This window comes from Ruminococcus sp. RTP21358st1_G6_RTP21358_211008 (assembly GCF_040908885.1).
Classification (GTDB): Bacteria; Bacillota; Clostridia; order Lachnospirales; family Lachnospiraceae; genus Blautia_A; species Blautia_A faecis.
In genome coordinates, this window is record NZ_JBDGDM010000003.1 from 88,962 (window position 1) to 113,540 (window position 24,579).

The 24,579-nt window shown below is 43.5% G+C and carries 26 protein-coding genes; 4 read left to right on the plus strand and 22 right to left on the minus strand.

Annotated elements, in window-relative coordinates; genetic code table 11:
• Positions 1–23 precede the first annotated feature (23 nt).
• Together AB5Z12_RS02045 and AB5Z12_RS02050 are read right to left on the minus strand one after the other, a co-directional pair.
• The gene (locus AB5Z12_RS02045; protein ID WP_148462564.1) at positions 24–1,274 is read right to left on the minus strand and encodes a DNA polymerase IV; all 1,251 of its coding nucleotides are present in this window, start codon (positions 1,272–1,274) and stop codon (positions 24–26) included.
• A gap of 214 nt (positions 1,275–1,488) precedes the next feature.
• Positions 1,489–2,724: a galactokinase family protein gene (locus AB5Z12_RS02050; RefSeq protein WP_148462565.1), complete on the minus strand. Its 1,236-nt coding sequence runs from the start codon at positions 2,722–2,724 to the stop codon at positions 1,489–1,491.
• 306 nt (positions 2,725–3,030) lie between these two features.
• Between AB5Z12_RS02050 and AB5Z12_RS02055 the strand changes: the two genes are divergently transcribed.
• Positions 3,031–3,912 carry an AraC family transcriptional regulator gene (locus tag AB5Z12_RS02055; protein ID WP_118578380.1) on the plus strand — a complete coding sequence of 294 codons (882 nt, stop codon included), beginning with the start codon at positions 3,031–3,033 and terminating at the stop codon, positions 3,910–3,912.
• A 32-nt stretch (positions 3,913–3,944) separates the two neighbouring features.
• Here the strand turns inward: AB5Z12_RS02055 and AB5Z12_RS02060 are convergent, their stop codons facing one another.
• Positions 3,945–4,454: an Ig-like domain-containing protein gene (locus tag AB5Z12_RS02060; RefSeq protein WP_173719510.1), complete on the minus strand. Its 510-nt coding sequence runs from the start codon at positions 4,452–4,454 to the stop codon at positions 3,945–3,947.
• A 357-nt stretch (positions 4,455–4,811) separates the two neighbouring features.
• On the opposite strand from AB5Z12_RS02060, the gene AB5Z12_RS02065 reads away from it, so the two are divergent.
• Positions 4,812–5,201, plus strand: coding sequence for a hypothetical protein (locus AB5Z12_RS02065; RefSeq protein ID WP_148462567.1), 390 nt, complete (start codon positions 4,812–4,814; stop codon positions 5,199–5,201).
• A gap of 93 nt (positions 5,202–5,294) precedes the next feature.
• Here the strand turns inward: AB5Z12_RS02065 and AB5Z12_RS02070 are convergent, their stop codons facing one another.
• The 3 genes from AB5Z12_RS02070 to AB5Z12_RS02080 all read right to left on the minus strand — a co-directional run bounded on the left by AB5Z12_RS02070 (position 5,295) and on the right by AB5Z12_RS02080 (position 6,765).
• Positions 5,295–5,834: a EutP/PduV family microcompartment system protein gene (locus AB5Z12_RS02070; protein WP_148462568.1), complete on the minus strand. Its 540-nt coding sequence runs from the start codon at positions 5,832–5,834 to the stop codon at positions 5,295–5,297.
• Between the two features lie 125 nt (positions 5,835–5,959).
• Positions 5,960–6,388 carry a BMC domain-containing protein gene (locus AB5Z12_RS02075; RefSeq protein WP_118578381.1) on the minus strand — a complete coding sequence of 143 codons (429 nt, stop codon included), beginning with the start codon at positions 6,386–6,388 and terminating at the stop codon, positions 5,960–5,962.
• Positions 6,389–6,399: 11 nt separating this feature from the next.
• Positions 6,400–6,765 carry a BMC domain-containing protein gene (locus tag AB5Z12_RS02080; protein WP_118578382.1) on the minus strand — a complete coding sequence of 122 codons (366 nt, stop codon included), beginning with the start codon at positions 6,763–6,765 and terminating at the stop codon, positions 6,400–6,402.
• Between the two features lie 372 nt (positions 6,766–7,137).
• Between AB5Z12_RS02080 and AB5Z12_RS02085 the strand changes: the two genes are divergently transcribed.
• Entirely contained in the window at positions 7,138–8,508 is a 1,371-nt protein-coding gene (locus AB5Z12_RS02085) for an MATE family efflux transporter (RefSeq protein WP_118578383.1), read from the plus strand.
• A gap of 166 nt (positions 8,509–8,674) precedes the next feature.
• Here AB5Z12_RS02085 and AB5Z12_RS02090 read toward each other — a convergent pair whose 3' ends face one another.
• The 14 genes from AB5Z12_RS02090 to AB5Z12_RS02155 all read right to left on the minus strand — a co-directional run bounded on the left by AB5Z12_RS02090 (position 8,675) and on the right by AB5Z12_RS02155 (position 21,982).
• On the minus strand, positions 8,675–9,691 hold the full coding sequence (locus AB5Z12_RS02090) for a M14 family zinc carboxypeptidase (protein ID WP_226814801.1): 1,017 nt from the start codon (positions 9,689–9,691) through the stop codon (positions 8,675–8,677).
• A gap of 257 nt (positions 9,692–9,948) precedes the next feature.
• The gene (locus AB5Z12_RS02095) at positions 9,949–12,228 is read right to left on the minus strand and encodes a hypothetical protein (RefSeq protein ID WP_173769124.1); all 2,280 of its coding nucleotides are present in this window, start codon (positions 12,226–12,228) and stop codon (positions 9,949–9,951) included.
• Positions 12,229–12,316: 88 nt separating this feature from the next.
• The gene (locus tag AB5Z12_RS02100) at positions 12,317–13,567 is read right to left on the minus strand and encodes a glutamate-5-semialdehyde dehydrogenase (protein WP_173715584.1); all 1,251 of its coding nucleotides are present in this window, start codon (positions 13,565–13,567) and stop codon (positions 12,317–12,319) included.
• Entirely contained in the window at positions 13,568–14,128 is a 561-nt protein-coding gene (locus AB5Z12_RS02105) for a 5-formyltetrahydrofolate cyclo-ligase (protein WP_118578385.1), read from the minus strand.
• Complete coding sequence (locus AB5Z12_RS02110) at positions 14,106–14,327, minus strand: DUF896 domain-containing protein (RefSeq protein WP_118578386.1); 222 nt, start codon at positions 14,325–14,327, stop codon at positions 14,106–14,108. Before AB5Z12_RS02110 ends, AB5Z12_RS02105 begins: the two co-directional genes overlap by 23 nt.
• An 84-nt stretch (positions 14,328–14,411) precedes the next feature.
• Complete coding sequence (gene proB / locus AB5Z12_RS02115) at positions 14,412–15,269, minus strand: glutamate 5-kinase (RefSeq protein WP_118578387.1); 858 nt, start codon at positions 15,267–15,269, stop codon at positions 14,412–14,414.
• Positions 15,270–15,612: 343 nt separating this feature from the next.
• Entirely contained in the window at positions 15,613–16,626 is a 1,014-nt protein-coding gene (locus AB5Z12_RS02120; RefSeq protein ID WP_226814800.1) for a DUF3048 domain-containing protein, read from the minus strand.
• Between the two features lie 371 nt (positions 16,627–16,997).
• Positions 16,998–17,495, minus strand: coding sequence for an rRNA maturation RNase YbeY (gene ybeY, locus AB5Z12_RS02125; protein ID WP_226814799.1), 498 nt, complete (start codon positions 17,493–17,495; stop codon positions 16,998–17,000).
• Between the two features lie 171 nt (positions 17,496–17,666).
• Positions 17,667–18,686 (minus strand): PhoH family protein, encoded by a 1,020-nt coding sequence (locus AB5Z12_RS02130; RefSeq protein ID WP_118578388.1) that lies wholly within the window; start codon positions 18,684–18,686, stop codon positions 17,667–17,669.
• Between the two features lie 76 nt (positions 18,687–18,762).
• Positions 18,763–19,962 (minus strand): sporulation protein YqfD, encoded by a 1,200-nt coding sequence (locus tag AB5Z12_RS02135; protein ID WP_368356827.1) that lies wholly within the window; start codon positions 19,960–19,962, stop codon positions 18,763–18,765.
• Positions 19,963–19,979: 17 nt separating this feature from the next.
• Positions 19,980–20,054, minus strand: coding sequence for a hypothetical protein (locus tag AB5Z12_RS02140; RefSeq protein WP_368356834.1), 75 nt, complete (start codon positions 20,052–20,054; stop codon positions 19,980–19,982).
• Between the two features lie 17 nt (positions 20,055–20,071).
• Positions 20,072–20,338, minus strand: a complete 267-nt coding sequence (locus AB5Z12_RS02145; protein WP_118578390.1) for a YabP/YqfC family sporulation protein — start codon at positions 20,336–20,338, stop codon at positions 20,072–20,074.
• A gap of 74 nt (positions 20,339–20,412) precedes the next feature.
• Complete coding sequence (locus tag AB5Z12_RS02150) at positions 20,413–20,961, minus strand: DUF2284 domain-containing protein (RefSeq protein WP_118578391.1); 549 nt, start codon at positions 20,959–20,961, stop codon at positions 20,413–20,415.
• 79 nt (positions 20,962–21,040) lie between these two features.
• A complete protein-coding gene (locus AB5Z12_RS02155) occupies positions 21,041–21,982 on the minus strand; it encodes a tRNA-dihydrouridine synthase (protein WP_118578392.1) in 942 nt (313 codons plus the stop codon).
• A 411-nt stretch (positions 21,983–22,393) separates the two neighbouring features.
• Between AB5Z12_RS02155 and AB5Z12_RS02160 the strand changes: the two genes are divergently transcribed.
• Entirely contained in the window at positions 22,394–23,551 is a 1,158-nt protein-coding gene (locus AB5Z12_RS02160; protein ID WP_173769123.1) for a pyridoxal phosphate-dependent aminotransferase, read from the plus strand.
• 240 nt (positions 23,552–23,791) lie between these two features.
• Here the strand turns inward: AB5Z12_RS02160 and rlmH are convergent, their stop codons facing one another.
• Positions 23,792–24,271: a 23S rRNA (pseudouridine(1915)-N(3))-methyltransferase RlmH gene (rlmH, locus tag AB5Z12_RS02165; protein WP_148462572.1), complete on the minus strand. Its 480-nt coding sequence runs from the start codon at positions 24,269–24,271 to the stop codon at positions 23,792–23,794.
• Positions 24,272–24,574 carry a Dabb family protein gene (locus AB5Z12_RS02170; protein WP_118578395.1) on the minus strand — a complete coding sequence of 101 codons (303 nt, stop codon included), beginning with the start codon at positions 24,572–24,574 and terminating at the stop codon, positions 24,272–24,274.
• Positions 24,575–24,579: the final 5 nt, after the last annotated feature.

A 24,579-nucleotide genomic window follows, 5' to 3' on the forward strand; every position in this document is an offset into this window, starting at 1 on the left:
CAATGTTCTCTTTTCTATTTCTTTTAGAATTCTTTTTCATTTTCTTCGTTTTCCATCTGCGCCTTGGCTTTTCGCCCGATCCCTGCATTGCTGTTCATAATGCTGGCACGGGTGATCTTGTCGTTTCCAAATTTCATGCGGATGGCATCCATCGCCGCATCCAGCTTCTGGCGCTGTTCCTTTTTCGAACAGTCCTCAAACAGGGACATCTGTTCGAATCCGTCCTCAGTAAGTCCGGTCAGTGCCACACCGATCAGACGTAATGGCTGCCCTTTCCAGAACTCTGCGAACAGTTTTCTGGCATTTGCGTAGACTTCATCGGTTACATCCGTAGCACTTCCAAGCTTCATCTGATGGGAACGATTCTTAAAATCCAGAGTGCGGAAGGTGACAGAAATACAGGTACATTTCTTTCCTTTCCGCCTCATTCTGGTGGCTACCACATCGCATTGCTCCAATAAAATAGGCTGGATCTGCTCCATAGATACAATATCATCATTGAAAGTCTTCTCCACGCTGAAGCCTTTACTCTCTTCAGGCACTTCCAAAACCGGAGAATTGTCAATGCCTCTGGCGTACTGGAAGAGCTGATGTCCGGTCTTTTCTCCCAGAAGTGTCTGAATAGTGGACTCCCTTTCCTGAGCCAGTTCCCCTATGGTGCGGATACCGAAATCAACCAGCTTCTTTTCCGAAGCTTTTCCCAGAAATAACAGGTCTCTGATGGGAAGAGGCCACATTTTTGCCGGGATTTCTTCCGGGAAAAGGGTGTGCACTTTATTTGGCTTCTCGAAGTCCGAGGCCATTTTCGCCAGCAGCTTATTGGTGGAAATTCCCACATTTACTGTAAATCCAAGCTCCTGATAAATCTTATCCTTTATCTCACAGGCTGTTGCTATGGGATCCGGGTAGATCAGGGAAGTTCCAGTCATGTCCAGAAATACCTCATCAATAGAAAAGGATTCCATTGCAGGAGCATAAGATTTACAAATTGCTTTAAATGCCTGGGAATTCTTCGTGTAAAGGCGAAAATCACTAGGTACCACTACCAGATTCGGGCATTTTCGAAGGGCCATTGCCACGGGCTCACCAGTCTGTACTCCGTATTTCTTGGCAGGAATGGATTTCGCAACTATGATTCCGGTACGTGTCCTGGGATCACCGCCTACTGCAGACGGAATTTCCCGCAGATCCGGCTCACCTGCCTTTACTCTGCTCGCTGCCTCCCAGGAAAGAAAAGCGCTGTTCACATCAACATGAAAAATCAATCTTTCCATCTGATTCTCCTTCTTTCGTATTTTCCTTTATTTCCGAAAATTCTGTGATAGACTCAATATAGCACGTCAGAAGGAAATATGTCCAGATTCTTTATGTATATATTACGCAAATACGGTAACACAAAAAGACTGTAAAAGTTCTAAACTGGCTGTCATAGCGAAAAGCTGCTGCGAAAAAGGTCACCTTTAGTTCAGATAACTCAGAATATTGTCATTATCCAATGTGAACAGCTCCAATTGCGCGGATATCCATTGGATAAACGTTCTCTCTGCCAACATACTGGGAAATGTATTCTACATAATTCTCCATTTCATTTTCCGGTACAACAGCTGCAATAACACCGGCAAATCCGCCGCCATGTACTCGGCAGATACCGCCGCCGATCTTGTTCAGGAACAGCTGGGTAAGAGCAAGAACCAACGGGATCTTCTGCTCGTGGCAGTCTTTCATGCAGTAGCAGTTCTGAAGCAGTTCCCAGGACGATCTTCCGGATTCATCCATCAGCTTCAAAAATTCCTCGTAATCTGCCTTACCAATTGCCTCTGCTGCCCGTTCTACACGGGAAGTCTCTTCAAAGAAGTGAATGGAACGGAGAATTGCTCTGTCGTCCTGAATCTCGTTTACATGTGCAAGCAGATTTTCAAGAGTAGTCTCATGAAGAAGCTCTGCACCAAGTACCTTGGCTGCTGCTTTCATCTCACCTGGAATCTCAGAGTACTCCTGGCTGAGATCTGCATGGCCTTTTCCGGTGTTTACAATAACCAGTTTGTGATCAAATTTTCCATAGGAGAAGTCCAGCTTGCTGTATTTCAGATCATTTCTGTCTGCAAAGTCGAAGAGAACCGGACCACCAACTGCACATGCCATCTGATCCATCATTCCGGAAGCTTTATCCCAGTATACGTTCTCTGCGTACTGACCAATCTTTGCATAGTCTGTGTAAGTCATCTTGCTGTCGTTAAAGAAGTAATCGATGATTACGCAGATCAGCATTTCAAAGGATGCAGAGGAACTTACTCCTGCTGCTGCGATCACGTTGGTGCTTACATAGGCATCAAAACCAGCTGTCTGAAAGCCATTCTTCTTCGCACCTTCCATCATACCGGCAACCAGGGCAAAGGTTCCTTTCGGATAGTTGGCTCTGCTGATCTTGTCAAGATCAACTACGATCTCATCTCTGTAGCCTTCACTTGTAATGTGGATCACGTTGGTTCCATTCGGTGCAGCTGCGCCGATGGTATCCAGATTGATACTTCCTGCGATTACCTTGCCGCCGTTGTGGTCAACATGGTTTCCGATGATTTCTGTTCTTCCAGGGGAAGTAAAGAAATCTGCATGGTCATGTTTGTAGATTCTGGCAAAGTTGTCTGCTAGATTCTGGAAACGAGCTGCGCAGGCACTGTTCTCTCCATAGATTTTCTCAAGGTTTGCTTTTTCTGGTAAATTCATGGTCTCATTCTCCTATTTTTGTTAATATTGTTATAATTTTACATTCTGTACTCCAGCTGCCTCAGTGCATATTTTCCGCTTCATCTGTGCTTATCCGGATCTCTCATCAAGTTAATTTCATTTTACATGCATTTCCTTTGCATTACCTTAAATAACTTGCGAAAAACAAGTAATATATTGCGTTTTTATCTTTAACAGATGTATAATACAGGTAAATTTATGCGTTTTATTGTAGTTCTCTATTTTTGAACATATGGAATTCTATACAGTCCACAGGATATGAAATTTTTTCTCGGGAGGTTTGGCATGCAGATCATAACCAATCAGTTTCAAAAAGAATTAAAACAGCACGGCAATGAACAGTTTCCATTCCTGGTCAGCTACCAGAAACTTTCAGAATATGAGTCTGGTTCCTTTATGTGGCACTGGCACCCGGAAATAGAGATTACTTATGTGCAAAAAGGCACTATGTGCTACAAGGTCAACCATATGGTTTACCACTTAAAAGAAGGAGATATTGTATTTAACAACTCCGGTGCCCTTCACTCTGGCACAATGGAAAATCAGAAGGACTGCGCTTATATTCCTGTAACTTTTGATTCCAGGCTGATTTATGGATTTTTCCAAAGCACTGTCAACAGCAAATATGTAGATCCTGTCATTCAGGATTCTATGCTCCCTGCCATCTGTATCGACCAGAGTGAGCCCTGGCACAAGCCTTTTCGCGAATATCTTCTCCGCATTATTGATCTGGATGAAAAGAAACCGGATTTTTATGAGCTGGACATTACCATCTGCCTGCAATCCATGTGGCGGCTTCTTCTGGAGCATATTACCTACGAACCCCAGGCTTCCAGGGAAAACTCTCTGGAATACGACCGAATCAAGAAGATTCTGTCCTACATAGAAGAAAATTATCAAAATAAGATCACCTTAAATGACATCGCCGGACACATCCACCTGTGTGAAAGCGAATGTACCCGGCTTTTTAAACGTCATATGAATACTACCTTGTTTGCCTTTTTGCAGGAATATCGGATCGAGCGCAGCCTGGAGTTTTTGCAGGATGACCAGCCTGTCAGCGCGGTGGCTGACAAGGCTGGATTTTCAGACCCCAATTATTATTCCAAAGTTTTTGCCAAAATAAAGGGATGCAGTCCCCGGGAATATCGAAATCATAGATTTTAAGTTGAACTGGTGGTTGCTAACTTATTTTCCAATTATTGCACCAATATCTGATATAATATGATCGGTGAACCGTCGGTGGGGATTCCTGCTACCCAGGCGGTTCCGGATTTTAAGCCCATAACAGTTCCCGTGTTGGATACCACGATTACGGACGGATCTGTGCTGCCCCAGCTGATATTATCAGAACTACTATCTGTTGTTAATTCTGTGGTTTCTCCTACTGCTATTTCTATTTTAGGAATTGCAATTTCAGGCTCCGGTTCCTCTTCCGGGGGATTCACGCTGTCCCGCCTGACAGCCTCATAGTTTTGATCCAGTAGCCCCACATAATGGTGACCTTCAAAGTTTATCTGAACACTTACATCCAGTCTTCCATTATCTTTAATCACAATAGGACAATATACATATTCCCCTTCTGAAATTTTATACTCGTACCAGTTTCCATTTACTGGAACCTCCTGTGCATCTACCCGAACAGAGCTTGCCTCTGCCCATGCCATTTCTGGTACACACATTAAAACTGCTATTAATCCAATTATCATTCCAAACTTTTTCATCATCCTCAGTTAAAAAATGACATCCAATAGGTTGGATCATTCCGCCTCGATTGATAGAATCGGTATCTTTTTCTGAACAGTCAGGCAAATAATAGTAGTTCTCTACTTTTCCCTTAGTCCTTCTTCCATCCGAATTATAGAAATAGGCTGCTCCCTCTCCATCCGTCAAATAATTCAAAATTGTATAAATCCCTGCATTCGGATAATATCCTTCAAACAATTGCAGAAGATCAAAGTACTGCCCAGGTATTCAAAAATGAGCCTTTAGTGTTTTATTATCGGAATTACTTTTTATCTCTGGTTCAAAACTGCGAGCTTTGGGTACAATGCAGTTCCAATATTATGGATGTGCTGCAGGAGTATCTTACCGGAACCAGTCCTGACAGACTGCAAATCCTCATGGCGCATCCCTGTCCCGGCAGGTATATCACTCCTGGACTTATAAAAAAATATATGAAGGCACCAAACCTGCCTTATGATACCATGTTCCACCTTGTTGAAAGACATTTTTCCGTATTGCGGAACATTCAGAAAAATTATGTAACGATTTTCTCGGAAAAAGGATTGTCAACTTTTATCCAAAATGGAATTCTTCAGGATTTACCGCCCCAATATGTTCCTCCTCTGGAACCTTTGGATGTAAAAATGATGTTAACAGAATTGTATAAAGAAACAGAAAACGGCACGATCACCAGTCTGATCGTCCGAAGGAAGAAACCCTCTGTCTGTTAAAGCGGTACATTTCTTTAATACCGTAATTTACATAAGCAACATACCATATAAAAATTCCCATCCAGATAACAGGAAAATCTGAATGGGAATTTTTTATAGCATATTCTCTTTTTCTTCCGGATAAGCCACTCCCTCTGGAAGAGGATCCCACTCGTTCAGACCAAGGCTCTGTTTGAATTTCGCCTGTTCCAATGTAAGCTTCGGGGTATCCTCCTGCAGATATTCCATCAACTCATCAATTCCCTCTCTGGTCACATTATTCACCATAAAAATGCGTTCACATCCAGCGTTGATCAGCCATTGTCTCACCATAGGGATATTGGCATATGGTGAATCAATTTTTGTGATAATGCCAATAAGAGGACGAAGGATAAAAGAGCGGCAGCTTGCACCAAACAGATTAAATGGCTCATCTGCAGCCTGCACAATTGCCACCACATCTGCCTCAAAGGAAAAACATGCAAGTCCTACACTGAATCTTTTTGACTCTGCATACTCCCCCGGAGAGTCAATGGTATCGTCATTGGAATTGGTATATTGTGTTTTTATATAATGAAGCTCCTCGCCTTTTAGTGCCTGCGTCAGTGAGGTCTTGCCGGCCTCACTTCTTCCCATCAAAAAAATTTTCTTCATCGAATTGTATTTCCCCTGTTTTCAATAAACCTTACTTGTAAAAATACAGCAGTGCAGTATTTTTACATTTGCATATCATAATATCGTATCCATAAGCTGCTGTTCCCGCAGCCATAAGGTATCTGTCAGCTTCTGTGAACCGCGCATGTTTTAAAGCCTAACTCTCTGTCAAAGAAACGTACGACCTCTTCCACAGCAGTCTGCACCTGGGACAATCCTCCTGTAATGATCAGAGAACCGCAAAAACGATCCATAAACCCGATCTGTACATCTGCACTCTTCATGGCAACATCTGCAGCTACCACAACCGCTTCCCAGGGAGTAAAACGGATCAGACCAATGGATTCTCCTGTGTGGTCTTCCCCCTCATGAACTCCAATATGCAGTCCCAGATTTTCATAAATACAAGATTGGGAAGGACTGATCACATGAGCAAGACAAACTTCCTTTCCCGGTACACGCACACGAGTCATACGAAGCTTCTTCCCCTTCAGATGTTCATAATCATCATGGAATAGCATTTCCAGCAGCTCTTCCTTCGTTATTCGCTCCATGCTTCTACTTCCTATCGTTTCGTAATATTGCAGACCACATATCCCAGAGAATCCCGGAAATAATTTACGATTTCAGTCATTGCAGACATTACATCAGAAATCTCTCCTGTAATGATCAAAGTCCCTGTAAACCGATCTGCAAATCCAAGATAAACATTACCGCTCTTCACCGCAATATCAGAAGCGATAACTGCGGATTCCGGAGGTGTCATATTCATGATTCCAATTGCAGAGGAACGATAATCCAGCTGCGGATTCAACCCAAGCTTCTGATAAATGATCGGTGCCGGTCCTCCCATTACATGGGCAAAAGTAATCTCCTTACCAGCCACAGTCTCCTGCACGATTCTGATCTGTTCTCCATGTTCATTTGCCATTTATATGAATGCCTCTCTTTCAAAAAAATATCTTCACGTTATATTTGATTTTACCATTTATGAGAGCAAATAGCAAGCAAAACCAACATATCAGTCAAAATTCCTAAACATTTTTTGAGAAAAAGTGTGGTTTCTTGAACATTATGGCATTAAATGCCTTTAAAATAGTCAAAAATAAAATAGTGACAGATAATCCGCAGTGTGATAAAATAATTTTCGCTTCCAGAGTATGTAAAAAAATGCAATCTGCAAAATGTGCGTTATATTTTGTGGGAATGATTTTTCAAACAGACTCTGATACACTCTAATATGTAAGTAATTTAGTAACACTTTTTATTTACGATTTCTATATTTCTCAATAAGGAGTTTTTTATGGAAAAAGATATGACAAAAGGCCGGCCTTTGCCGGTAATCCTGAAATTTATGCTTCCTCTTATTATTGGAAACATTTTTCAGCAGCTCTATAATATGGCAGATACGATTATTGTAGGACGCTATGTAGGCGCGGATGCCCTTGCGGCAGTCGGATCCACCGGAACGATCATGTTTCTTACTGTGGGCTTCTCGCAGGGAATCACAGCTGGTTTCTCCGTACTCACCGCTCAGCGCTTCGGTGCCAAAGATACCGAAGGGGTAAAGATCAGTGTAGCTAACGGAATTCTTCTTTCCCTGATTTTTACCGTAATCATCAGTTCTTTAAGTTTGCTGGGCATGCGCCCTCTTCTGAAGCTGATGAACACACCTGACAACATTTTTCAGGATGCATATACCTACATTATGATCATCAGCGCCGGAATCATCGCCACTATTTTTTACAACCTGTTTTCCTCTTACCTGCGTGCAGTTGGAAACAGTAAGATTCCGCTGGTATTTCTTGTATTTTCCGCAGCTTTAAATGTAATTCTGGATCTGGTACTGATTATCAATTTTAAAATGGGCGTTGCCGGAGCAGCATGGGCAACCATTATTTCTCAGGGCGTTTCCGCAATACTCTGTTTGGTCTACATCTATATACGTATGCCTTCTCTTGCCCCAAACAGAAGACATTGGAGGCTTCACGGCCAGGAGAGCCGTAACCAGCTGGCTATGGGAATTCCTATGGCATTGCAGTTTGCAATTACAGCTTCCGGTACTATGGTCATGCAATCTGCCATCAATCTTTTCGGTTCCGATGCCGTTGCCTCTTTTACGGCAGCCAGCAAGGTGCAGAACCTGGTAACCCAGGGAATGATGGCTATGGGACAGACTATGGCGACATATAGTGGACAGAACTTCGGAAAGGGTGATATCAAGAGAATCCGCCAGGGTGTTAAAGCGTCTCTGGAAGCTTCTGTTGTATATGCTCTTGCAGCAGCCGTGCTGGTTTGTATTCTTCTGAAACCAGCTCTTGGACTTTTCTTCACTGGAAATGTGGATATGAACAGCATGCTTCCATGGGCAAAAACTTACATTTATATGAGTGTGATCTTTTACATTCCTTTAAGCAGTATTTTCGTATTCCGAAATACCATGCAGGGCTGCGGATATGGATTCCTGCCTATGATGGGTGGTGTTTCTGAATTGGTTGCACGTCTGGTTGTAGCAATGATTTCCATGGCGGTAGGAAGTTATGCACTTGCATGCTTCTGTGACCCGGCAGCGTGGGTTACAGCAGCAGTATTTACCGGTGTTTCCTATCTTTTTGTCATGAAAGATATCCGCAGGAAATACGAAAGACCGGAAACTGCTACTTCCGAAAAATAATCATTTCGGATGCGCATGGCAATCTTCTATGCGTTTCGTAAACGCCAAAAAACAAATCATATACTAAAAGGAGATGTTTCGATTATTTCGGACATCTCCTTTTATGGTTACCGGCCAGCTTTCCCCGGTAATTATTTTACAAAAGCTCACCTGCAAACAATAACATTTAATTGTCTAATGAAAATATATATTCCAATGGAAGCAAATGTATTTCCTCATATACTGCCTTTTTATCCTCTTCAACGCCTCTTCCATTTCCGCTTTGAGCTGGTACTTTAATACGAAATGCCGGCTGTTTTTTCGTTTGAATATAGTATTGTTCCGGGGTTCCCATTCCCTTAAATTTTTCCCTGGCCGATTCGGTCATCTGTTCCCTTTCCAGATGATAGGAAGAAGATTTCTGCATATGTCTTGCCAGCCGGTAGGATTTCGGAAGACTTCCCACTCCCTGCTGACAGTGATAATAAATGATTTCCCTTCCGGATTGAGCAAACGTCAAAAGTCCTCTTCCATCATATTCCTGAATGATCCGGATCAATGCCTTTGTCTCATTCTCGCTGGCTGGTTCCTCTCCCATACGTGAACGGATATAATGAACCGTTGGAAAATTATGTGAAATATCCATTCCACGGGCATTATATCCAAAATCCTCAGCAGGAATGCTTTGCATACGAAGCATTTGACGGTAAACTGGATTTCGAATAGCACCAAAGCCATTCTGGCGGATTTCATAACCATCCGGGTTTAGAATCGGAATCAGACAGATCCTTATTTTATCAAGGAGTTTTTTCACTTCATAAAATTCATCCAGCTTCCAGCCGCATTCGTAGGCCCTGCAGTATTCTCCTGCCATTTTCAGAAGAAGTTCCGGCAAAAGAGCCTGAGTTCCATTAATTCCAGCCACACAGAAGATCATCTGTGCCCCGGTGCCAACTTCCAGCATTGGGATCATTCTCTCGTCATGACTGTTTCCAATCACGCGAAACTGGCAAAAGCTGCTGTAGCGTCCAGCTATTTCCCATAAAGAATAATATATGTTTTCAAATGACAGCGATGTTTGTACCATATCTGCATCTGTCGGTTGTACTTTCTTTTGTATATTTACTTTCGGCATGTCACTGACAGCCGTTTTATTCTGTGGGAACAATTCTTTTCTGACTGACAATACGCTTTCTGACAACATATTTTACCTCCTGCAGCAGGAAAAAACTCAGGCGGCATTTCATCTCTAGAGCGTGTTTGAAAAATCATTCCAACAAAGTGTAACGTACATCTTGCAGAAGGCCTTTTTTTACACGCTATAGCCTGTCCCCCCGCTGCCTGTATTATTATATGCAAAAAGGCAGGTCAAAAGACCTGCCTAATGTATGTTTCTTATTATTTTGCTGTCAGAAAAACTTCTGATCAAAATGCATGGTTATTCATATGCCATAGATTTTCTTAGATTTCTTTTTTTCTCTTTCTGACGATAACATAACCTCCAGCTACCAGAGAAAGACTTGCAAGCATCATCATAGTGGCAATCGGGGAGTTATCGGCTGTTCTCGCGTTTGTTGCAGATGTAGAACCGGTATCGCTGTCTGTTCCGTCATGGTTCTCTGCATCATCGCCATCTGTTCCATCTCCATCGCCGCTACCTGTTCCGTTATAATCATAACCGCCGGAACCAGAACCGGCTGTTGCAGTTGGCGTGATTGTGCCGGATGGAGTTACTGTGAAGTCGATTGCCTTGGACTTAAATTCTGTAGGGAGAGCTTCCTTCACGCCGGTAGCTTCCCATTCGGATCCATTGTATATGTACTTCTGGAAGAAGATATACATTCTAAAGGTCTTCGCCTGCTTGATACCATTTACATTTCCGATAGACCAGCTCTTCTGATATCCGGTGTCAATGTTCTTCGCGGACATGCTCCAGCCATACGGGATCCACTTGGTATCACCTTTGATCGGGTTTGTATTGTCAGTTCCAGCGCCAATTACTGTGAAATTGTACATCTGTTTCGGGTAGAATTCCAGTGCTTTCTCAAGACCTGTTACCTTGCTTTCGCTGACAGACGGGTTAATGGTTGCACGAGTGGTTGGCGTCGGTGTAGTAGTAACCGGAGCTTCTGTGGGAGTACTTGCTTTCGCCTTTAATGTGAGTACAAGTGGTGCAACTGCTTCAAGTCCCTTGGAATCCTCAGCATATACAACTACTTTAATGGCTGTATCATAAGCTACATCTGTCAACTGTACGCTTGCAGAGCTAGCAATATCTCCAGAGCTCTTATAATTGCTCTTTACTGCTTCAAATCCAGGTGTAGAATCAGATTTCTTCACCCAGGTCACATAATATCTGCCTCCAACACCTGCATCATTGGTATGGAAAGTCAGATCAACAGTATGCTCATACGCCTTGTTCCAGGAAATAGAATCTGCGGTCAGCGTCATAGTACTAACAGGAGCTGTAACAGACTCAAGTGCTCCAGTCTGGTTGTTAATGGTATACTCTGTAGTGTCCAGATAATGAACATGTGCCAGAATATTCTCCATAGTAGTAAGTGCAGTACCATTCGCATCCGTACCGACCTTTACAATAATCTTTCCGGCAGCTGCGTCACTTCTTCTTACCTGAAGGTCTGCTGTTTCAGCAAGCTGGCCAATTGCTGCGATACATGCGTTATCACCGCCTAAAACAATACTGTTATCATTAAGACCATCGTCCTTGTTATCCTTTACAATTACGGCGCCGGAAACACGGATCTCGCCCAGACTGTAAATAGCTCCACCTGTAATTTCAGCAGCTTCATTTACAATACCTTCAGACTGGTTTCCTGTGATAGTACCACCTGCCAGTCCGATGCTTCCGCCAGAATTACAGATTGCAGCTCCCGGCGCACTGGTTCTGTTTCCTGTCAGGGTTACACCATCGGACAATCCGAAGTAACCGCCCTCCACAGAAATAATGGAGCCTGTTGCATCCCCCTGGTCAAGTGCTCCTGTTACAGTCAGACTTAAAACAGTCTCACCCTCCTTGCCTGTACCAAACTGGAAAGAAGTGGACTCATCTTTTACTTTAAACATATCTCCTAAAAATCCGGCTGCACGTTTAATAGTAGTTCCATCCGCAGCTGCTGCAATAGAGATATTCTTATTCTGATCGATCACAACAGTCTCACTGATCTCTACAGTTCCGGTTACAAGGATCTGGGTAACTTCACCATCCTTGCCAATATTAACCGGTGCTGCCGCAATTGCCTCTGCTAATGTGGAATAGGATGTCTGGGTTCCATCTGCTGCCTTCAGGATAATCTGACCAGTGGTCTCAGGAGTAGGGGTAGCACTCTCCTCTTCCTCCAAAGTCAGCTCAGCAGTATCTCCGCTGTTAAAGCCATCATCCACAACCGCATCCGCTGCCTGAGCTGGTTCTGCTGCCGGTGTGTCTGCAGCTGCCTGGGTTGGTTCTGCTGCCGGTGTATCTGCAGCTGCCTGGGTTGGTTCTGCAGTCGGCGTATCTGCTGCCTGTGCAGGTTCTTCCACAGGTGTATCTGCTGCGGCATCTGAAATATCCTGCACTGGTTCAGCTGCTGCTTCTCCTTCTTCTGACTCTGCGGCAACAGCTACTATGTCCTCTATTGTCACGGTCTGGGTATCTGCCTCTGCAAATGCCATTGTCACCGGAGACATTCCGGCTGCAAGGCTTCCCGCCATAATGAATACCAAAAGTTGCTTTTTCTTCATTTTAAAAAGTCCTCCTTATAAATGAGTCCCCCATATTAAATATTAACATCGAAGTCTAGTATAACATATCTCGGTTCAAAAATCAAACCTAAGGACGAATCTGTCCGTTTCCATAAATGATATATTTTGTGGAAGTAAGTGCCAGAAGTCCCATGGGGCCACGGGCATGAAGCTTCTGGGTGCTGATTCCGATCTCGGCACCAAAACCAAACTCAAAACCATCCGTAAATCTTGTAGAAGCATTCACATATACAGCAGCTGCATCTACTTCATCCAGGAATTTCTGGGCATTGTTGTAATCTCTGGTAATAATTGCCTCTGAATGGCCTGTATTGTAGCGATTGATGTGGCGAATCGCTTCATCTGCAGATCCAACTACTTTTATAGAAAGTATATAGTCCAGATATTCTGTACCCCAGTCTTCCTCAGTGGCAGTGACTGCGTCTGGGATCAAAGCCTTCGCTTCCTCGTCAGCACGCATCTCCACATTCTTTGTCCGAAGGCGCTCTGCAAGAACCGGAAGGAAAGCATCCTTCACTTTCTCATGCACCAGAAGAGACTCACAGGCATTGCAGACACCCACCCGCTGTGTCTTGGCATTCATCACAATGTCTGCCGCCATCTGAAGATCTGCGCTCTCATCCACATAAATATGGCAGTTTCCGGTACCAGTTTCGATTACAGGAATCGTGCTGTTATTTACTACTGCTTTAATAAGACCTTTGCCTCCTCGTGGAATCAGTACATCCACATATTCATTCATCTTCATGAATTCTCCGGCAGTCTCTCTTGAAGTATCAGAGATCAGCTGGATCGCATCTTTCGTAATTCCATTCTCATCCAGGGTTCTGCGGATGCAATCCACAATAGCAGTATTGGAATGGATGGCATCACTACCACCCTTTAAGATCACCACGTTGCCAGTTTTAAAGCAAAGGGCAAAAGCATCTGCTGTCACATTTGGTCTTGCCTCGTAGATGATTCCGATCACTCCAAGAGGGACTCTCTTCTGTCCAATGAGAAGTCCGTTGGGACGTTTTTTCATCCCGGTCACTTCCCCGATAGGATCTTCCAGTGCCGCAACCTGACGAAGCCCCTCTGCCATGCTTGCAATTCTGGCTTCTGTCAACATCAGACGGTCCACCAGTCCTTCTGGCATCTGATTCTTCCTGCCATTCTCTACATCAATGGCATTTGCTGTAAGAAGTGCTTTCGAATCTGCAACAAGGCTGTCTGCAACAGCCTCCAGAACCTGATTTTTCTTAGCTGTATCAAGGTTTCGAAGAACGATTTCTGCCTCTTTGGCATTCCTGCCAAGAGTTTCCAGCATTTCATTCATTTATAAGTCCTCCCTCCGGTAAACTTTACTCTGTGTCACAATGATCTGAGGACAAATGTCCGTAGGTTCTGTGGGCACCAGATCAAGGATCTGAAAATCAAAAGCCACTGCCAGTCTGGTAATATCAGGATGTTTTTCTAAAAAGCGGTCATAAAAGCCGCCGCCATATCCCACTCTGTTGTTCTCAGGATCAAAAGCTACACCAGGCATGACCATAAGAGCATCCTCCCACTTCACGATCTCGCCTCTGACAGGCTCCGGAATTCCAAAATATCCAGGCTCTAGCTGAGAAAAATCAGTAAGGCGGTAAAAAACCATATCCTTTCCCACAACCTTCGGGACTGCCACTTCTTTTCCTGCTTTCCAGGCTTCCTCAATGATATATCTGGTCATTACTTCATGATTGTAATCTGCATAAGCCAGAATATGCTTAGCCTTCACAAACTCTGAGAGTTTCAGCACCTGATCTGTAATCTGATGGCTCCATTCTTCTACCTGCGCATCGCTGCACTGCTTTCTGGCTGCAAAAATCTGCTTTCTAATGAGTCTTTTTTCTTCCATATCTTTCTCCAAGATTCACAACCGTACCATCGGCTTCCTTTACATCAATATTATCCAGCTGATTTCTAAGGTTCATCTTAATGGTGGCAATATACTCCTTGCGCAGCTCTGCCTGTTCTTTTTTCTCTTCTTCTGTAAGGCCTACACTCTGTGCCTTATGGTGAAGGGTGTTGATTCTGTCGATTTTTGTGCTGTCCATAATATACTCCTCCTGAGAATGTTCTGTGTAATTTTAATTTATACAAAAACTTAAAGCAATTGTAACTGTGAAGATACTGAACAGTTACAGCAATTTTTCAATATAATCGATCAGGAAAAACTCTTCCTTTTTCTTTCCAACAAACAATGTACCGCAGGGGTCGCCCTCCACAATGCGGTGAATATTATGAAAATCGCCGCCATTGGCAATTACCATGTCGGTACCGGCAGCTGTGGCAATTCTGGCAGCTGTAAGCTTGGTAGCCATTCCTCCAGTGCCCACTTTGCTTCCGGAGGAGCATTTTCCCATGTTAAGAAGTTCATCGTCCAATGTTTCTACCGTGTCAATAAATTTCGCATCTGGATTTGTATTCGGATCATCTGTAAAAAGTCCGTCTATGTCTGACATAAGGATCAGAAGATCTGCCCCTATAAGAGCAGCTACCACTGCAGAAAGGGTATCGTTATCTCCGAATTTTTCCAGAGACTGAAGCTCATAGGTGGAAATAGAGTCATTCTCATTAACAATAGGGATCACACCCATGGATAAAAGCTCATTAAACGTGTTCTCTGCATTTTTGCGGTTGGCGTTGTTTACCATGGTATTTTTGGTCATCAGGATCTGACCTGCCATCTGATTGTATTCTCCAAACAGCTTCTGGTAAATCATCATAAGTCTGGCCTGTCCAACCGCTGCACATGCCTGTTTCTGACGAGGCTCCTGTGGCTTCTCTTTAAATCCAAGAGCTGCTGCTCCAACAGCGATGGCACCTGAAGATACCAGAACCACATCTTTACCCTGATTTCGAAGATCGCCCAATTCCCTTACCAGAATCTCCAGTTTCCGAAGATTCAGCTTGCCAGTTTCAGCATGGGTAAGAGAGGAACTTCCAATCTTGATTACAATACGTTTTTTATCTTTCAGTCTTTCCCGATCATTCATTTTATTTGTCAACTCCGTTATTATGTTTCCATGTAGTTTTTCATACATATCAATTTCTTATCTTACATCATTTTTTTCATTTCGTCCATGGTTTCAGGTAAACAGTTCTTAATTTCAGAAAAATTTCACATTTTAACGTGTAGAATTATTGTTTCTGTAAAATATTGCATAATCTGAAAGAGCTCTACCGTGTTTTGATCGTCCTATCACTTTTGCAAATCAAGTCAAAACGCGTTCATTTGCATCATGCGCTCGTGCAGACAGGCTCTAGAGCATGTTTTTCACGTAAATACAAAAGAGGAACGCCTTATCTTATGACGTCCCTCTCCATTTTTAATTTATTTTACTGTAAAGACACAGAACCTACAGAATCATTCAGCACGATCTCGACCCATGTTTTTCCAGGATTCAGCTGAATCTCCTGATTATTGGAATCATAATAATGAGTGATTCCCCACTGGGAATCCTTTGTCCAGTGGATGTCGATTGCCTTGCCTCTGGTGATGTATTTGCCCTCACCTCCGGACTGGGTATCTACGTTCAGATAACCATTTGGATCATATGGAACATAGTTGGAATACTGTAAAATAATATTCTCACATGTCAGCTGATTACCTGTGTTCTGGTCAATATGCGGTGCATTAAACTGGAAGCGGCTGTACTCCTTAGTCTCTGCATTGTACTCAAACCACGGATGGTTATAGGCGAAATTATCAAGCTTCACAACATTTGCAGAAACTCCGTCATCCAGGGTTGTCTCAGTTCCTTCCGGTGCAAACTGGAAATGACCATTATAGTCCTCTTTATAATCCTGGCTATAGCCCTGGCTCTGGATTCCTGCCTGAAGATGGGAGAAATCAGTGTAAGCATTGTGCGGTGCTACACGGTCTGTGCTGCGATAGTAAGCATTTCCAAGTGTAAGTCCGTTCAGATTGTCGATCAGGTGCTGGTCCAGATACTGAAGTGCATATACAGCCTGTCCATAATGAGAATAGATGGCATCATACTCATTTGCATAGAACAGGAAGTAATCACGGCAGCTTCGCACAGAACCGATCCTTGGAATATTGTCATAGTCCTCGATGATCGCCATGAGACGGGTGATGCTTCCCTCTACCGGTGCTTCATAAATAACTCCTGCGTTCTCAGTTCCGCTCTGTGGAGCGCCATTGGTATCGTTGCCAAGCATAACTGCGATGGGACGTCTGTGGCCAATGCCGACAGATACATCCTCTCCGGTAAGATAACTCTTCACGGTATCTGTCCCGGCTTCCTCTGCCTGTACCGCTACTGTGGATCCTGCAAGTGCGCAGGAAAGCAACATTCCTGTGAGAAGTTTAAATATTTTTTTCTTCATGTCTTCTCCTCCTTATGCATATATATTTAACCTTCTAACTGAACAGAAACTGCAGAAACCGCCACTTATAAATACATCCGGAATGGTAATGCCACCTGCTGATGACATCACCTTATATGAAAATCAGTCGCTTTGCAACTGCCATCCGGAACTTTCATAGTAACTTATTCACGGCAAACGTTACTGTTCACTCCGTTCACAGTAACGCGCTTCGCGATGCACAGAAATCATGCTTTGCATGATTTCGCGCCGCAACTCTCGGGTTTTCTGTGAACTTTGTTCACAAAAAACACCTCGCGGAACGTTACCAGTGAACAGTAACCGGCAAACAGCAAAAGCCTCTCCAGTTATAGGGTCATGCACAAAAAAATTTAACGGGTAATTCCAAGTTCCTCCAGTGCCTTCGCCTGGCGTGCTTCCATATCTGCGGCTTCCTCCGGAGTCATGTGATCGTATCCCAGAAGGTGTAGCATACTATGTGCAACTAGGAAGCAAAATTCCCTCTTTACACTGTGTCCATACTCTTCTGCCTGGGCAGCAACACGTTCTGCAGAAATCATAATATCTCCCAGAAGAAGCTCTCCACTGTCAAGATCAAAGCAGGACTCATCATCTTCAGCCACAGAATAATCTGCCGGTGTTTCAAATGGCAGCATTGGAAAAGAAAGAACATCAGTAGCTCTCTCAATGCCACGGAACTCTGTATTTACCCTTTTAATCTCTTCATTATCTGTGAGAACCAGATTTACCTGTGCATCCCATGGACATTTCTCCATGTCAAGCACCTTCTCTGCAACCATCTTCGCAAGCGCCGGACAGTCAAGTCCAAGGTCAAAATCGGTCTCGCATTCGTATTCTATTGTTACCAAAACTTATTCCTCCTGTATGACATCTGCCTGATTTCTCAAACAGGCGACACCATATGTTCAATTTTACTATTTTGTTTGAATTATTCTGTAAAATTCACATTTCAGTTTCAAATTAATCTTCCCACAGGATATTGATTGTCATTTACTGAAAATTTTGTCCTGGCTTCCCAATTACCGGCTTGTCCTCCGAACTGCCCGCTTCTGGGTCTTTTCCTGGGCTTTCGCTTCCTCTTTCTCAAATGCTTTAACAATGTCCTTCACGATCTTGCAGCGGACAACATCACGGTTCGTCAGGGAAATAGTAGCAATATCGTCTACATTTTTCAAAATAGAAGCACACTTCTGAAGTCCGGAATCCGTCTCTTTGGAAAGGTCGATCTGTGTTACATCGCCGGTAAGAATCATCTTAGAACCAGTACCAATACGGGTAAGTGCCATTTTCAAAATAGGAAGTGTGGCATTCTGGCTCTCATCAATGATGATCATACTGTTATTCAAAGTACGGCCTCGCATATATGCAAGAGGTGCAACCTCAATGATTCCCCGTTCTCTTAACTTCGCAGCCTGATCCGGCCCGAATACGTCATTTAGTGCATCGTAAAGCGGCTTCAGATAAGGATCAACCTTCTCCTGTAAATCTCCCGGGAGGAAACCAAGCTTCTCGCCCGCTTCAATGGCCGGACGGCTGAGAATGATTCTCTCAATCTCGTCATTCCGGTACAGCTCTGCCGCATAAGCAACTGCCAGGTATGTTTTACCTGTACCGGCAGGTCCGATACAGATAGTAACCGTATTGTTCTTCAAAGCAGTGATATAATTTTTCTGTCCGATTGTCTTAGTTCGAATTGGAATATTCTTATAATTCAAAGTCACTGCATCCCCCAGCACCTTGCGGGTGCTGTCTGCAATATCCTCCTCGCTGTCATCCTCTTCCTCGGTCTCATCCAGAAAACGATGGATCATATCCACGGAAAGCTGCTGCTGTTTTTCAAGAGCTTCCTTCATGGCTTCAATAATATTCACAGCTGAATGTATCCTGCCGTCATTAGTCCCACTTACGGTAATGCAGGAATTTCTCTGGGTAATGGATACGCCAAGACGATTCTCAATCACCTTGATCAGCTTATCATTGATTCCAAAAAGCTCCTGTAAAATATCTAATGAGTCAATCTCTATATTCGTGGATTTCAAAAACTGCTCCTCCTTGTGTCTGTTCAAAAATATCTCTGGGTAAAAGTATACCACTCTAAAGATTGTTTTTCAACACTTATGATTCCTGACTGAATTCTATATTCTGCTTCTTTCCGCTTTTTTCGTCTACTGTCAATGTACCCTGCACAGTACAATTTGTACTGTCAAATGTGACTGACAACCAGGAATCTGCAATCCGGATTCCTTTATTCAGAAGTTTTTGTTCATATATTCTCAGCTGCTGTACTGCTTTCTTCTGAGCCTGTTCTTTCGTGTAAACTGTGCTCTGTATCTTATAAGGTGTTCGGGTGATTTTTCCCAGGGAAAAAGGAAGGACGAAATTCTCGGTAAGTTTCCAAGGGATTTCTTCCGTTGAGGTTATATATCTGGATTTTTTTCCTGTATCTGCGCCAAAAACGAAGTCACCAACACGAAAATACCAGCTGGTTTTTGAAGTGCCGCTTTGAACCTTTTTTTCATAGGAAAGGGGGACCTCCTGATAATAGGCAATCTGATGACGCACATAGATGTCTGCGTCTGCCGGAACGTATTCCACACGTACAACTTCCTGACTGTCGTTCAGGATCGGCACCTCGCCAGATACCAGAATATCACCCTGTTTGCAAATGTCTCCAGTTTTAACAAGTGGAGTTCCATTTCTGATAACCATATTCACAATTTTTCCATCCAGGTCGGAAATCAGATTGCATGGGGAGTTGGTTTGCTGGATATCTTCTGTGAGGTTTTCTTCCTGAATGGTAAGAAGAAGCCGGGTACCCTGAACCCTGGCAGAAACAAAAGTAATATCCGGGTAGTTTTTCCTGAGAAGGTCGGCAATCCGGGTACAGTTAACCTGATTTTTACGGATCCCATGAGTAATTCCCTGCTGGTCCAAAAATTCCAGAAGCTGAGGGGTGGAATTTTTTACATTTCCATCAATGTGGATATTCCAGATGTGGCCAGAGAGCCAGAGCAGCAAGACCACACAGAGAAGGAACCCGGCTGTAAAGCACTTGCGTTTTTGGATTCTGAGCAGCAAAAACGGCAAACCTATTTTTTTCAGAATATGGATACGGACTCTGGTCTTTCTATGTATGGGAAGGAGTTTTCGGAAATCATTTATGGAAATGCGAGTTGTTATCTTTTTTTCTGACAGATAACGGATTCTTTCCAAAGAGACAGCTCTGGCGTGGCACAAATTCAGGAAGCGTTCCAGCTGGTCACCGGATACTGAAAGTTCTAAAAATCCATGGAGTATTTTTTCGGGGTTATTCATTTTAATCTCGCCTCCATTTATATTGGATTTACGATGTACTGCCGGACGGCAACCGAATTTAGGTGAAATATACCGCAAACCGGAGCTTGCAGACTGCGGGAATGATTTTTCAAACACGCTCTAACATTACCGACAAAATCTGCCCTTTTATTTCCATTTCCCAAGTAGTGTAATGAAATATTTCCAGATTTTTCCCTTGAAGGATCACGCGTCCCTGGCAGGTAACCACGATTAATTTCTCGCTTGTATAGGATAAGATGCTTTTATAATTTTCAATCTGTACCTGCGACGGTCCGGTAATCGTTATAATAGGGGCTTTACAGGACAGGTCACCAGGAAGTTCCATAGCTGTCATAAAACGTTCTGATACAGACATAAAAAAAGCCTCCCGGTCTTTATCTCTAGCTTATGCGGGAGGTTTTCTTTTCATTCTGATTTACAGTTAACAGATCACGCTCTCTGGCGAAAAAGCACCAGAGAAAACCACAGAATGGTATTTCCGCCAAGATTATATTCCATGGAATGATGCTCTACCAGCTCATTTACCACTACACCGTGACTTTCCAGGCAGGGATGCATTTTCTCAGGGAAGCGACAGGGCTTTCCGTCTAAATAGGCACAATGCTCGCAAAGATCGCAGGATTCAGTGGACAGGGTAAATGTCTCAAATCCCTCCCCTTTTAAAAATCCGGCTACCTCTGTAGTCAGCTCCTCGTGAGCATCTCGGGTGGCAAGCATTTCCGCCATGTTCATCACATCAGAAACCTCTGCCACACTGGAAAAAAGAATTCCATTTGGATAACTGTGGATTCGCTTCCCACATTCTTCCAGGCTGCCCACAGCAGGGGGACAAGCCCAGGTGGTGCCATAGCGCTCACACTCCTGTTTGCAGATGATCCGCACCCGCTCCCTTACCTCTATTTCAGCAGTATCCACAAGGCGGTATTCATAAATGGGATACTGAGATATAAATTCTTCAAAACGATCGGTATTTAACATGTCATTCCTCTTTCGAATTATTTATTGCTATTTAGCCCGCCAAGGGGGATCCTTTCAGCGTTCTAAATATCCAAAATACTTAATCTATCAAATCCTGCTCTGCAAATAAACTGGATACCACAGACGAATACTCTGACAGATGCTGGGATTTCTTGATTTTCTTGGCATATTTCTCATAATTTGTAAAATTAACGGCCATATAGCTCCATAATTCTTTCATACGGAACAGCACATTCCGTTCGCCGGAAAGAAGTTCCCGATACTCTTCGAAAAGACAATCATGGAATTCTCTTACTGTCTTTTTATTCGGACGAATGCCTTCCCGGATCTCAGTTACCAGCCCCGGATTCGTGATCAGCCCTCTTCCATACATGAAGCAGCAAGTGTCTGGAAAACGCTCTGTAATCCGCTTATAATCAGCTGCAGAAAACAGATTCCCATTATAGCAAAGTGGCATTTTCAGACGGTTTACAGCCTTCTCATAAGCTCCGAGCCGCGGCACTCCGCGATACATATCTGTCTGAATCCTTGGGTGGATGATCAGTTCATGAATGGGATATTTTTCATAAATGGCCAGCAGATACTCCCAGTCTTCCTCGTAGTGAGTTCCAATTCTGGTCTTTATGGAAATTTTCATATCAAGTTTCGAAAAAATCTGATCCAGGAACTGATCCAGCTTCTGGGGCTCTGCCAGAAATCCGGCACCCTTTCCCTTCGCTGTAACTGTTCCAGAAGGACAACCAAGATTCAGGTTCACTTCCTGGTGTCCGTAATCATCTTTCAAAAGCTGGGCAGTACGGATAAAATCATCTGCATTGCAGGTCAGGATCTGGGGAACCACGTACATTCCCTCATTCCGCTCCGGTGACACCTCGCAAATTTCCTGGAAGCTCAGGTTTTTCTTCGGCTTGGCAGAAATAAACGGAGTAAAATATTTATCCATGGGATGATAAAACCGGTGATACGTCCGGCGGTATACAAAGTTTGTCACGCCCTCCATAGGGGCCATGTAGTCTTTCATTTATATCCTCGCATGTCTTTTTATTCAAATCAAGGGGGGGGGATTTTCTCAGCTGCTTTATTCAGAGCTTTCACCATGCAAAAAATTCCTTAAATTCTTCGAGAAACTTCTTCATTTTCTTTTCCTCCCTTGGTTTGATATAGCCAATTATACACGTTTCTCTATTTTTAGACAATGCCCTCTTAAGTGTCTGCTGCTATTTTTTTCTAAAATTTATACAAAAAAGAACTTTACCCCTAAATCTGGCAGTGCACGGCAGCCATCCATTTTCGTTTGCTATTAGCAATACAAATGTCTTTCCCGAAAATACATTTTTGTCTTGCACTCTGTTGTAGTACTGTGATAAAATAAACAGGATTTTAGCATAAACCTATTGGTTTGGCATTTTGAGAGAAAGAAGGCTTACTTACGATGAATTTTTCCAAAAGACTGAATTTATTTGGAGATGAAATTTTTGCCGCGCTCAATGAAAGGCGGCTTGAACTTGAGAAACAGGGAAAGAAGATCTACAACATGAGTGTTGGAACGCCGGATTTCCATACACCAGATCATATTAAGAAAGCACTGATGGAAGCTGCTGCTGACGATCAGAACTGGCGTTACAGTCTCCGCGATCTGCCTGAGCTTCTGGATGCGGTCTGTGCATATTACAAGAAGCGCTTCCATGTGGAAATCACACCGGATATGGTAATGTCCGTTTATGGCAGTCAGGAAGGCATGGGACATCTTGGCATGACTTTATGCGACGAGGGAGACGTGGTTCTTCTTCCAGATCCGTGCTATCCGGTTTTCGCAGCAGGAAGCAAATTAGGAGGCGCGGTTCCTTACTACTACCCGCTTGTAGCAGAGCATGATTTCCTGCCATATGTAAAGGATATTCCGGAAGATGTGGCTCGCAAGGCCCGTTACATGGTAGTCTCTCTTCCATCCAACCCGGTAGGAAGCATTGCCACACCGGGACTTTATGAAGAAATTGTTGCATTTGCAAAAAAATACGATATTTTAATTATCCATGACAATGCATACAGCGATATTATCTTTGATGGCGTGGAAGGTGGAAGTTTTCTTGCCACTCCTGGCGCGCGGGAGATTGGTGTTGAATTTTTCAGCCTTTCCAAATCCTTTAACGTAACCGGCGCCAGAATCAGCTTTCTCATTGGAAATCCAGAAATCATCTCTGCTCTAAAAAAGCTTCGCAGCCAGATCGATTTCGGTATGTTCCTGCCAATCCAGAAAGCGGCTATCGCTGCTCTGGAGGGACCTCTGGACAGCGTAAAAGAACAATGCAGACAATACCAGGCACGCCGTGATGCTCTATGCGACGGACTTGCTTCCATCGGCTGGGAGAAGCCAAACGGTAAAGGAACTATGTTCGTGTGGGCAAAGCTTCCTGGAAAACGCACGGACAGCATGGCATTCTGTATGGAATTAATGGAAAAAGCCGGTGTCATCGTTACTCCTGGCGCAAGCTTTGGTCCTCATGGGGAAGGATATGTGCGCTTCGCGTTGGTACTTCCACCAGAGAAAATCAAAGAGGCTGTGGAATCTATCCGCACAAGTGGAATTTAAGTACCACTCCCAAATTTATCTTCAAATATATTGCAAGCTTTAACAAACCGTACACCACACGTTTTGCGCGTTATGGCAGCAATCGCCAGAAACTTACATAAACGTTGCTTTAGGTTTGGACTGATTGCTCATGTAAATTAATAAACTCCCAGATGTTAGCTACCTCAAACATGCTCTAACATCTGGGAGTTCTTGTGTCTGCAATTATCATTTATGAAACTTTACAAAAATGAAATCTCATTATTTATGATAAGGCTCATGATTCATAATCCGATATCCCCTGTAAATTTGTTCCAACAGAATCATCTGCATCAATTGGTGTGGAAACGTCATTCTTGAAAAACTGAGCTTATAATTTGCCCGTTTCAAAACAGCATCAGAAAGCCCAAGTGATCCTCCGATCACAAAGGCAATGCTGCTTTTTCCCTGAACGCCTAATTTGGAAATCAGGTCAGAAAGCTCTACAGAATCCAGCATTTTACCTTCTATAGCAAGTGCAATCACGTAATCTGTATCGCGGATATGGCTAAGAAGCCGATTGCCCTCCGTCTCTTTGATCTGACGGTTCAGCGCATCGGAAGCTTTATCTGGAGTCTTCTCATCTGGCACCTGGATAAAATTCAGCTTACAATAGCGGCCAAGACGCTTGGCGTACTCTGCAATTCCATCATTCAGGTACTTCTCTTTAATTTTTCCAACTGTGATAATACGAATTTCCATTTACACCTCAAAGTCCATTGCTACACGATCGCATACATTTGGTCTTACGTAAGTGTCCGCAACATGAACATGATTCGGATTTACTGCATAGGCAGCCAGTGCCTCAGCGCTTTCCAGCTCAGTGATCAGACATAAATCACGTGTGCTGGATGGAAGAAGGTCTGTAACAACCTCTGCCTTAATGAGCCCTGGCACAACACCAACCAGACCTTCAAGATGCTCTTTGATCTGTGCTTTTAATTCAGGTTTCTTCTCCTCAGGAATCTCTTCTTTAAATGACCACATTACCATATGTTTTACCATTTCTA

What these genes read in the sequence shown, in the direction of transcription:
- AB5Z12_RS02145 (WP_118578390.1), bottom strand. Translation starts at nt 20,338, where the DNA reads ATGTCTGTATCAGAACGTTTTATGACAGCTATGGAACTTCCTGGTGAC.
- AB5Z12_RS02065 (WP_148462567.1), top strand. Translation starts at nt 4,812, where the DNA reads ATGGATGTGCTGCAGGAGTATCTTACCGGAACCAGTCCTGACAGACTG.
- AB5Z12_RS02105 (WP_118578385.1), bottom strand. Translation starts at nt 14,128, where the DNA reads ATGGAAGAAAAAAGACTCATTAGAAAGCAGATTTTTGCAGCCAGAAAG.
- AB5Z12_RS02110 (WP_118578386.1), bottom strand. Translation starts at nt 14,327, where the DNA reads ATGGACAGCACAAAAATCGACAGAATCAACACCCTTCACCATAAGGCA.
- AB5Z12_RS02120 (WP_226814800.1), bottom strand. Translation starts at nt 16,626, where the DNA reads ATGAAGAAAAAAATATTTAAACTTCTCACAGGAATGTTGCTTTCCTGC.
- AB5Z12_RS02060 (WP_173719510.1), bottom strand. Translation starts at nt 4,454, where the DNA reads ATGATAATTGGATTAATAGCAGTTTTAATGTGTGTACCAGAAATGGCA.
- AB5Z12_RS02085 (WP_118578383.1), top strand. Translation starts at nt 7,138, where the DNA reads ATGGAAAAAGATATGACAAAAGGCCGGCCTTTGCCGGTAATCCTGAAA.
- AB5Z12_RS02090 (WP_226814801.1), bottom strand. Translation starts at nt 9,691, where the DNA reads ATGTTGTCAGAAAGCGTATTGTCAGTCAGAAAAGAATTGTTCCCACAG.
- AB5Z12_RS02150 (WP_118578391.1), bottom strand. Translation starts at nt 20,961, where the DNA reads ATGTTAAATACCGATCGTTTTGAAGAATTTATATCTCAGTATCCCATT.
- AB5Z12_RS02055 (WP_118578380.1), top strand. Translation starts at nt 3,031, where the DNA reads ATGCAGATCATAACCAATCAGTTTCAAAAAGAATTAAAACAGCACGGC.
- rlmH (WP_148462572.1), bottom strand. Translation starts at nt 24,271, where the DNA reads ATGGAAATTCGTATTATCACAGTTGGAAAAATTAAAGAGAAGTACCTG.
- AB5Z12_RS02075 (WP_118578381.1), bottom strand. Translation starts at nt 6,388, where the DNA reads ATGGAGCGAATAACGAAGGAAGAGCTGCTGGAAATGCTATTCCATGAT.
- AB5Z12_RS02045 (WP_148462564.1), bottom strand. Translation starts at nt 1,274, where the DNA reads ATGGAAAGATTGATTTTTCATGTTGATGTGAACAGCGCTTTTCTTTCC.
- AB5Z12_RS02135 (WP_368356827.1), bottom strand. Translation starts at nt 19,962, where the DNA reads ATGAATAACCCCGAAAAAATACTCCATGGATTTTTAGAACTTTCAGTA.
- AB5Z12_RS02155 (WP_118578392.1), bottom strand. Translation starts at nt 21,982, where the DNA reads ATGAAAGACTACATGGCCCCTATGGAGGGCGTGACAAACTTTGTATAC.
- AB5Z12_RS02095 (WP_173769124.1), bottom strand. Translation starts at nt 12,228, where the DNA reads ATGAAGAAAAAGCAACTTTTGGTATTCATTATGGCGGGAAGCCTTGCA.
- proB (WP_118578387.1), bottom strand. Translation starts at nt 15,269, where the DNA reads ATGAATGATCGGGAAAGACTGAAAGATAAAAAACGTATTGTAATCAAG.
- AB5Z12_RS02100 (WP_173715584.1), bottom strand. Translation starts at nt 13,567, where the DNA reads ATGAATGAAATGCTGGAAACTCTTGGCAGGAATGCCAAAGAGGCAGAA.
- AB5Z12_RS02050 (WP_148462565.1), bottom strand. Translation starts at nt 2,724, where the DNA reads ATGAATTTACCAGAAAAAGCAAACCTTGAGAAAATCTATGGAGAGAAC.
- AB5Z12_RS02080 (WP_118578382.1), bottom strand. Translation starts at nt 6,765, where the DNA reads ATGGCAAATGAACATGGAGAACAGATCAGAATCGTGCAGGAGACTGTG.
- AB5Z12_RS02170 (WP_118578395.1), bottom strand. Translation starts at nt 24,574, where the DNA reads ATGGTAAAACATATGGTAATGTGGTCATTTAAAGAAGAGATTCCTGAG.
- AB5Z12_RS02070 (WP_148462568.1), bottom strand. Translation starts at nt 5,834, where the DNA reads ATGAAGAAAATTTTTTTGATGGGAAGAAGTGAGGCCGGCAAGACCTCA.
- AB5Z12_RS02160 (WP_173769123.1), top strand. Translation starts at nt 22,394, where the DNA reads ATGAATTTTTCCAAAAGACTGAATTTATTTGGAGATGAAATTTTTGCC.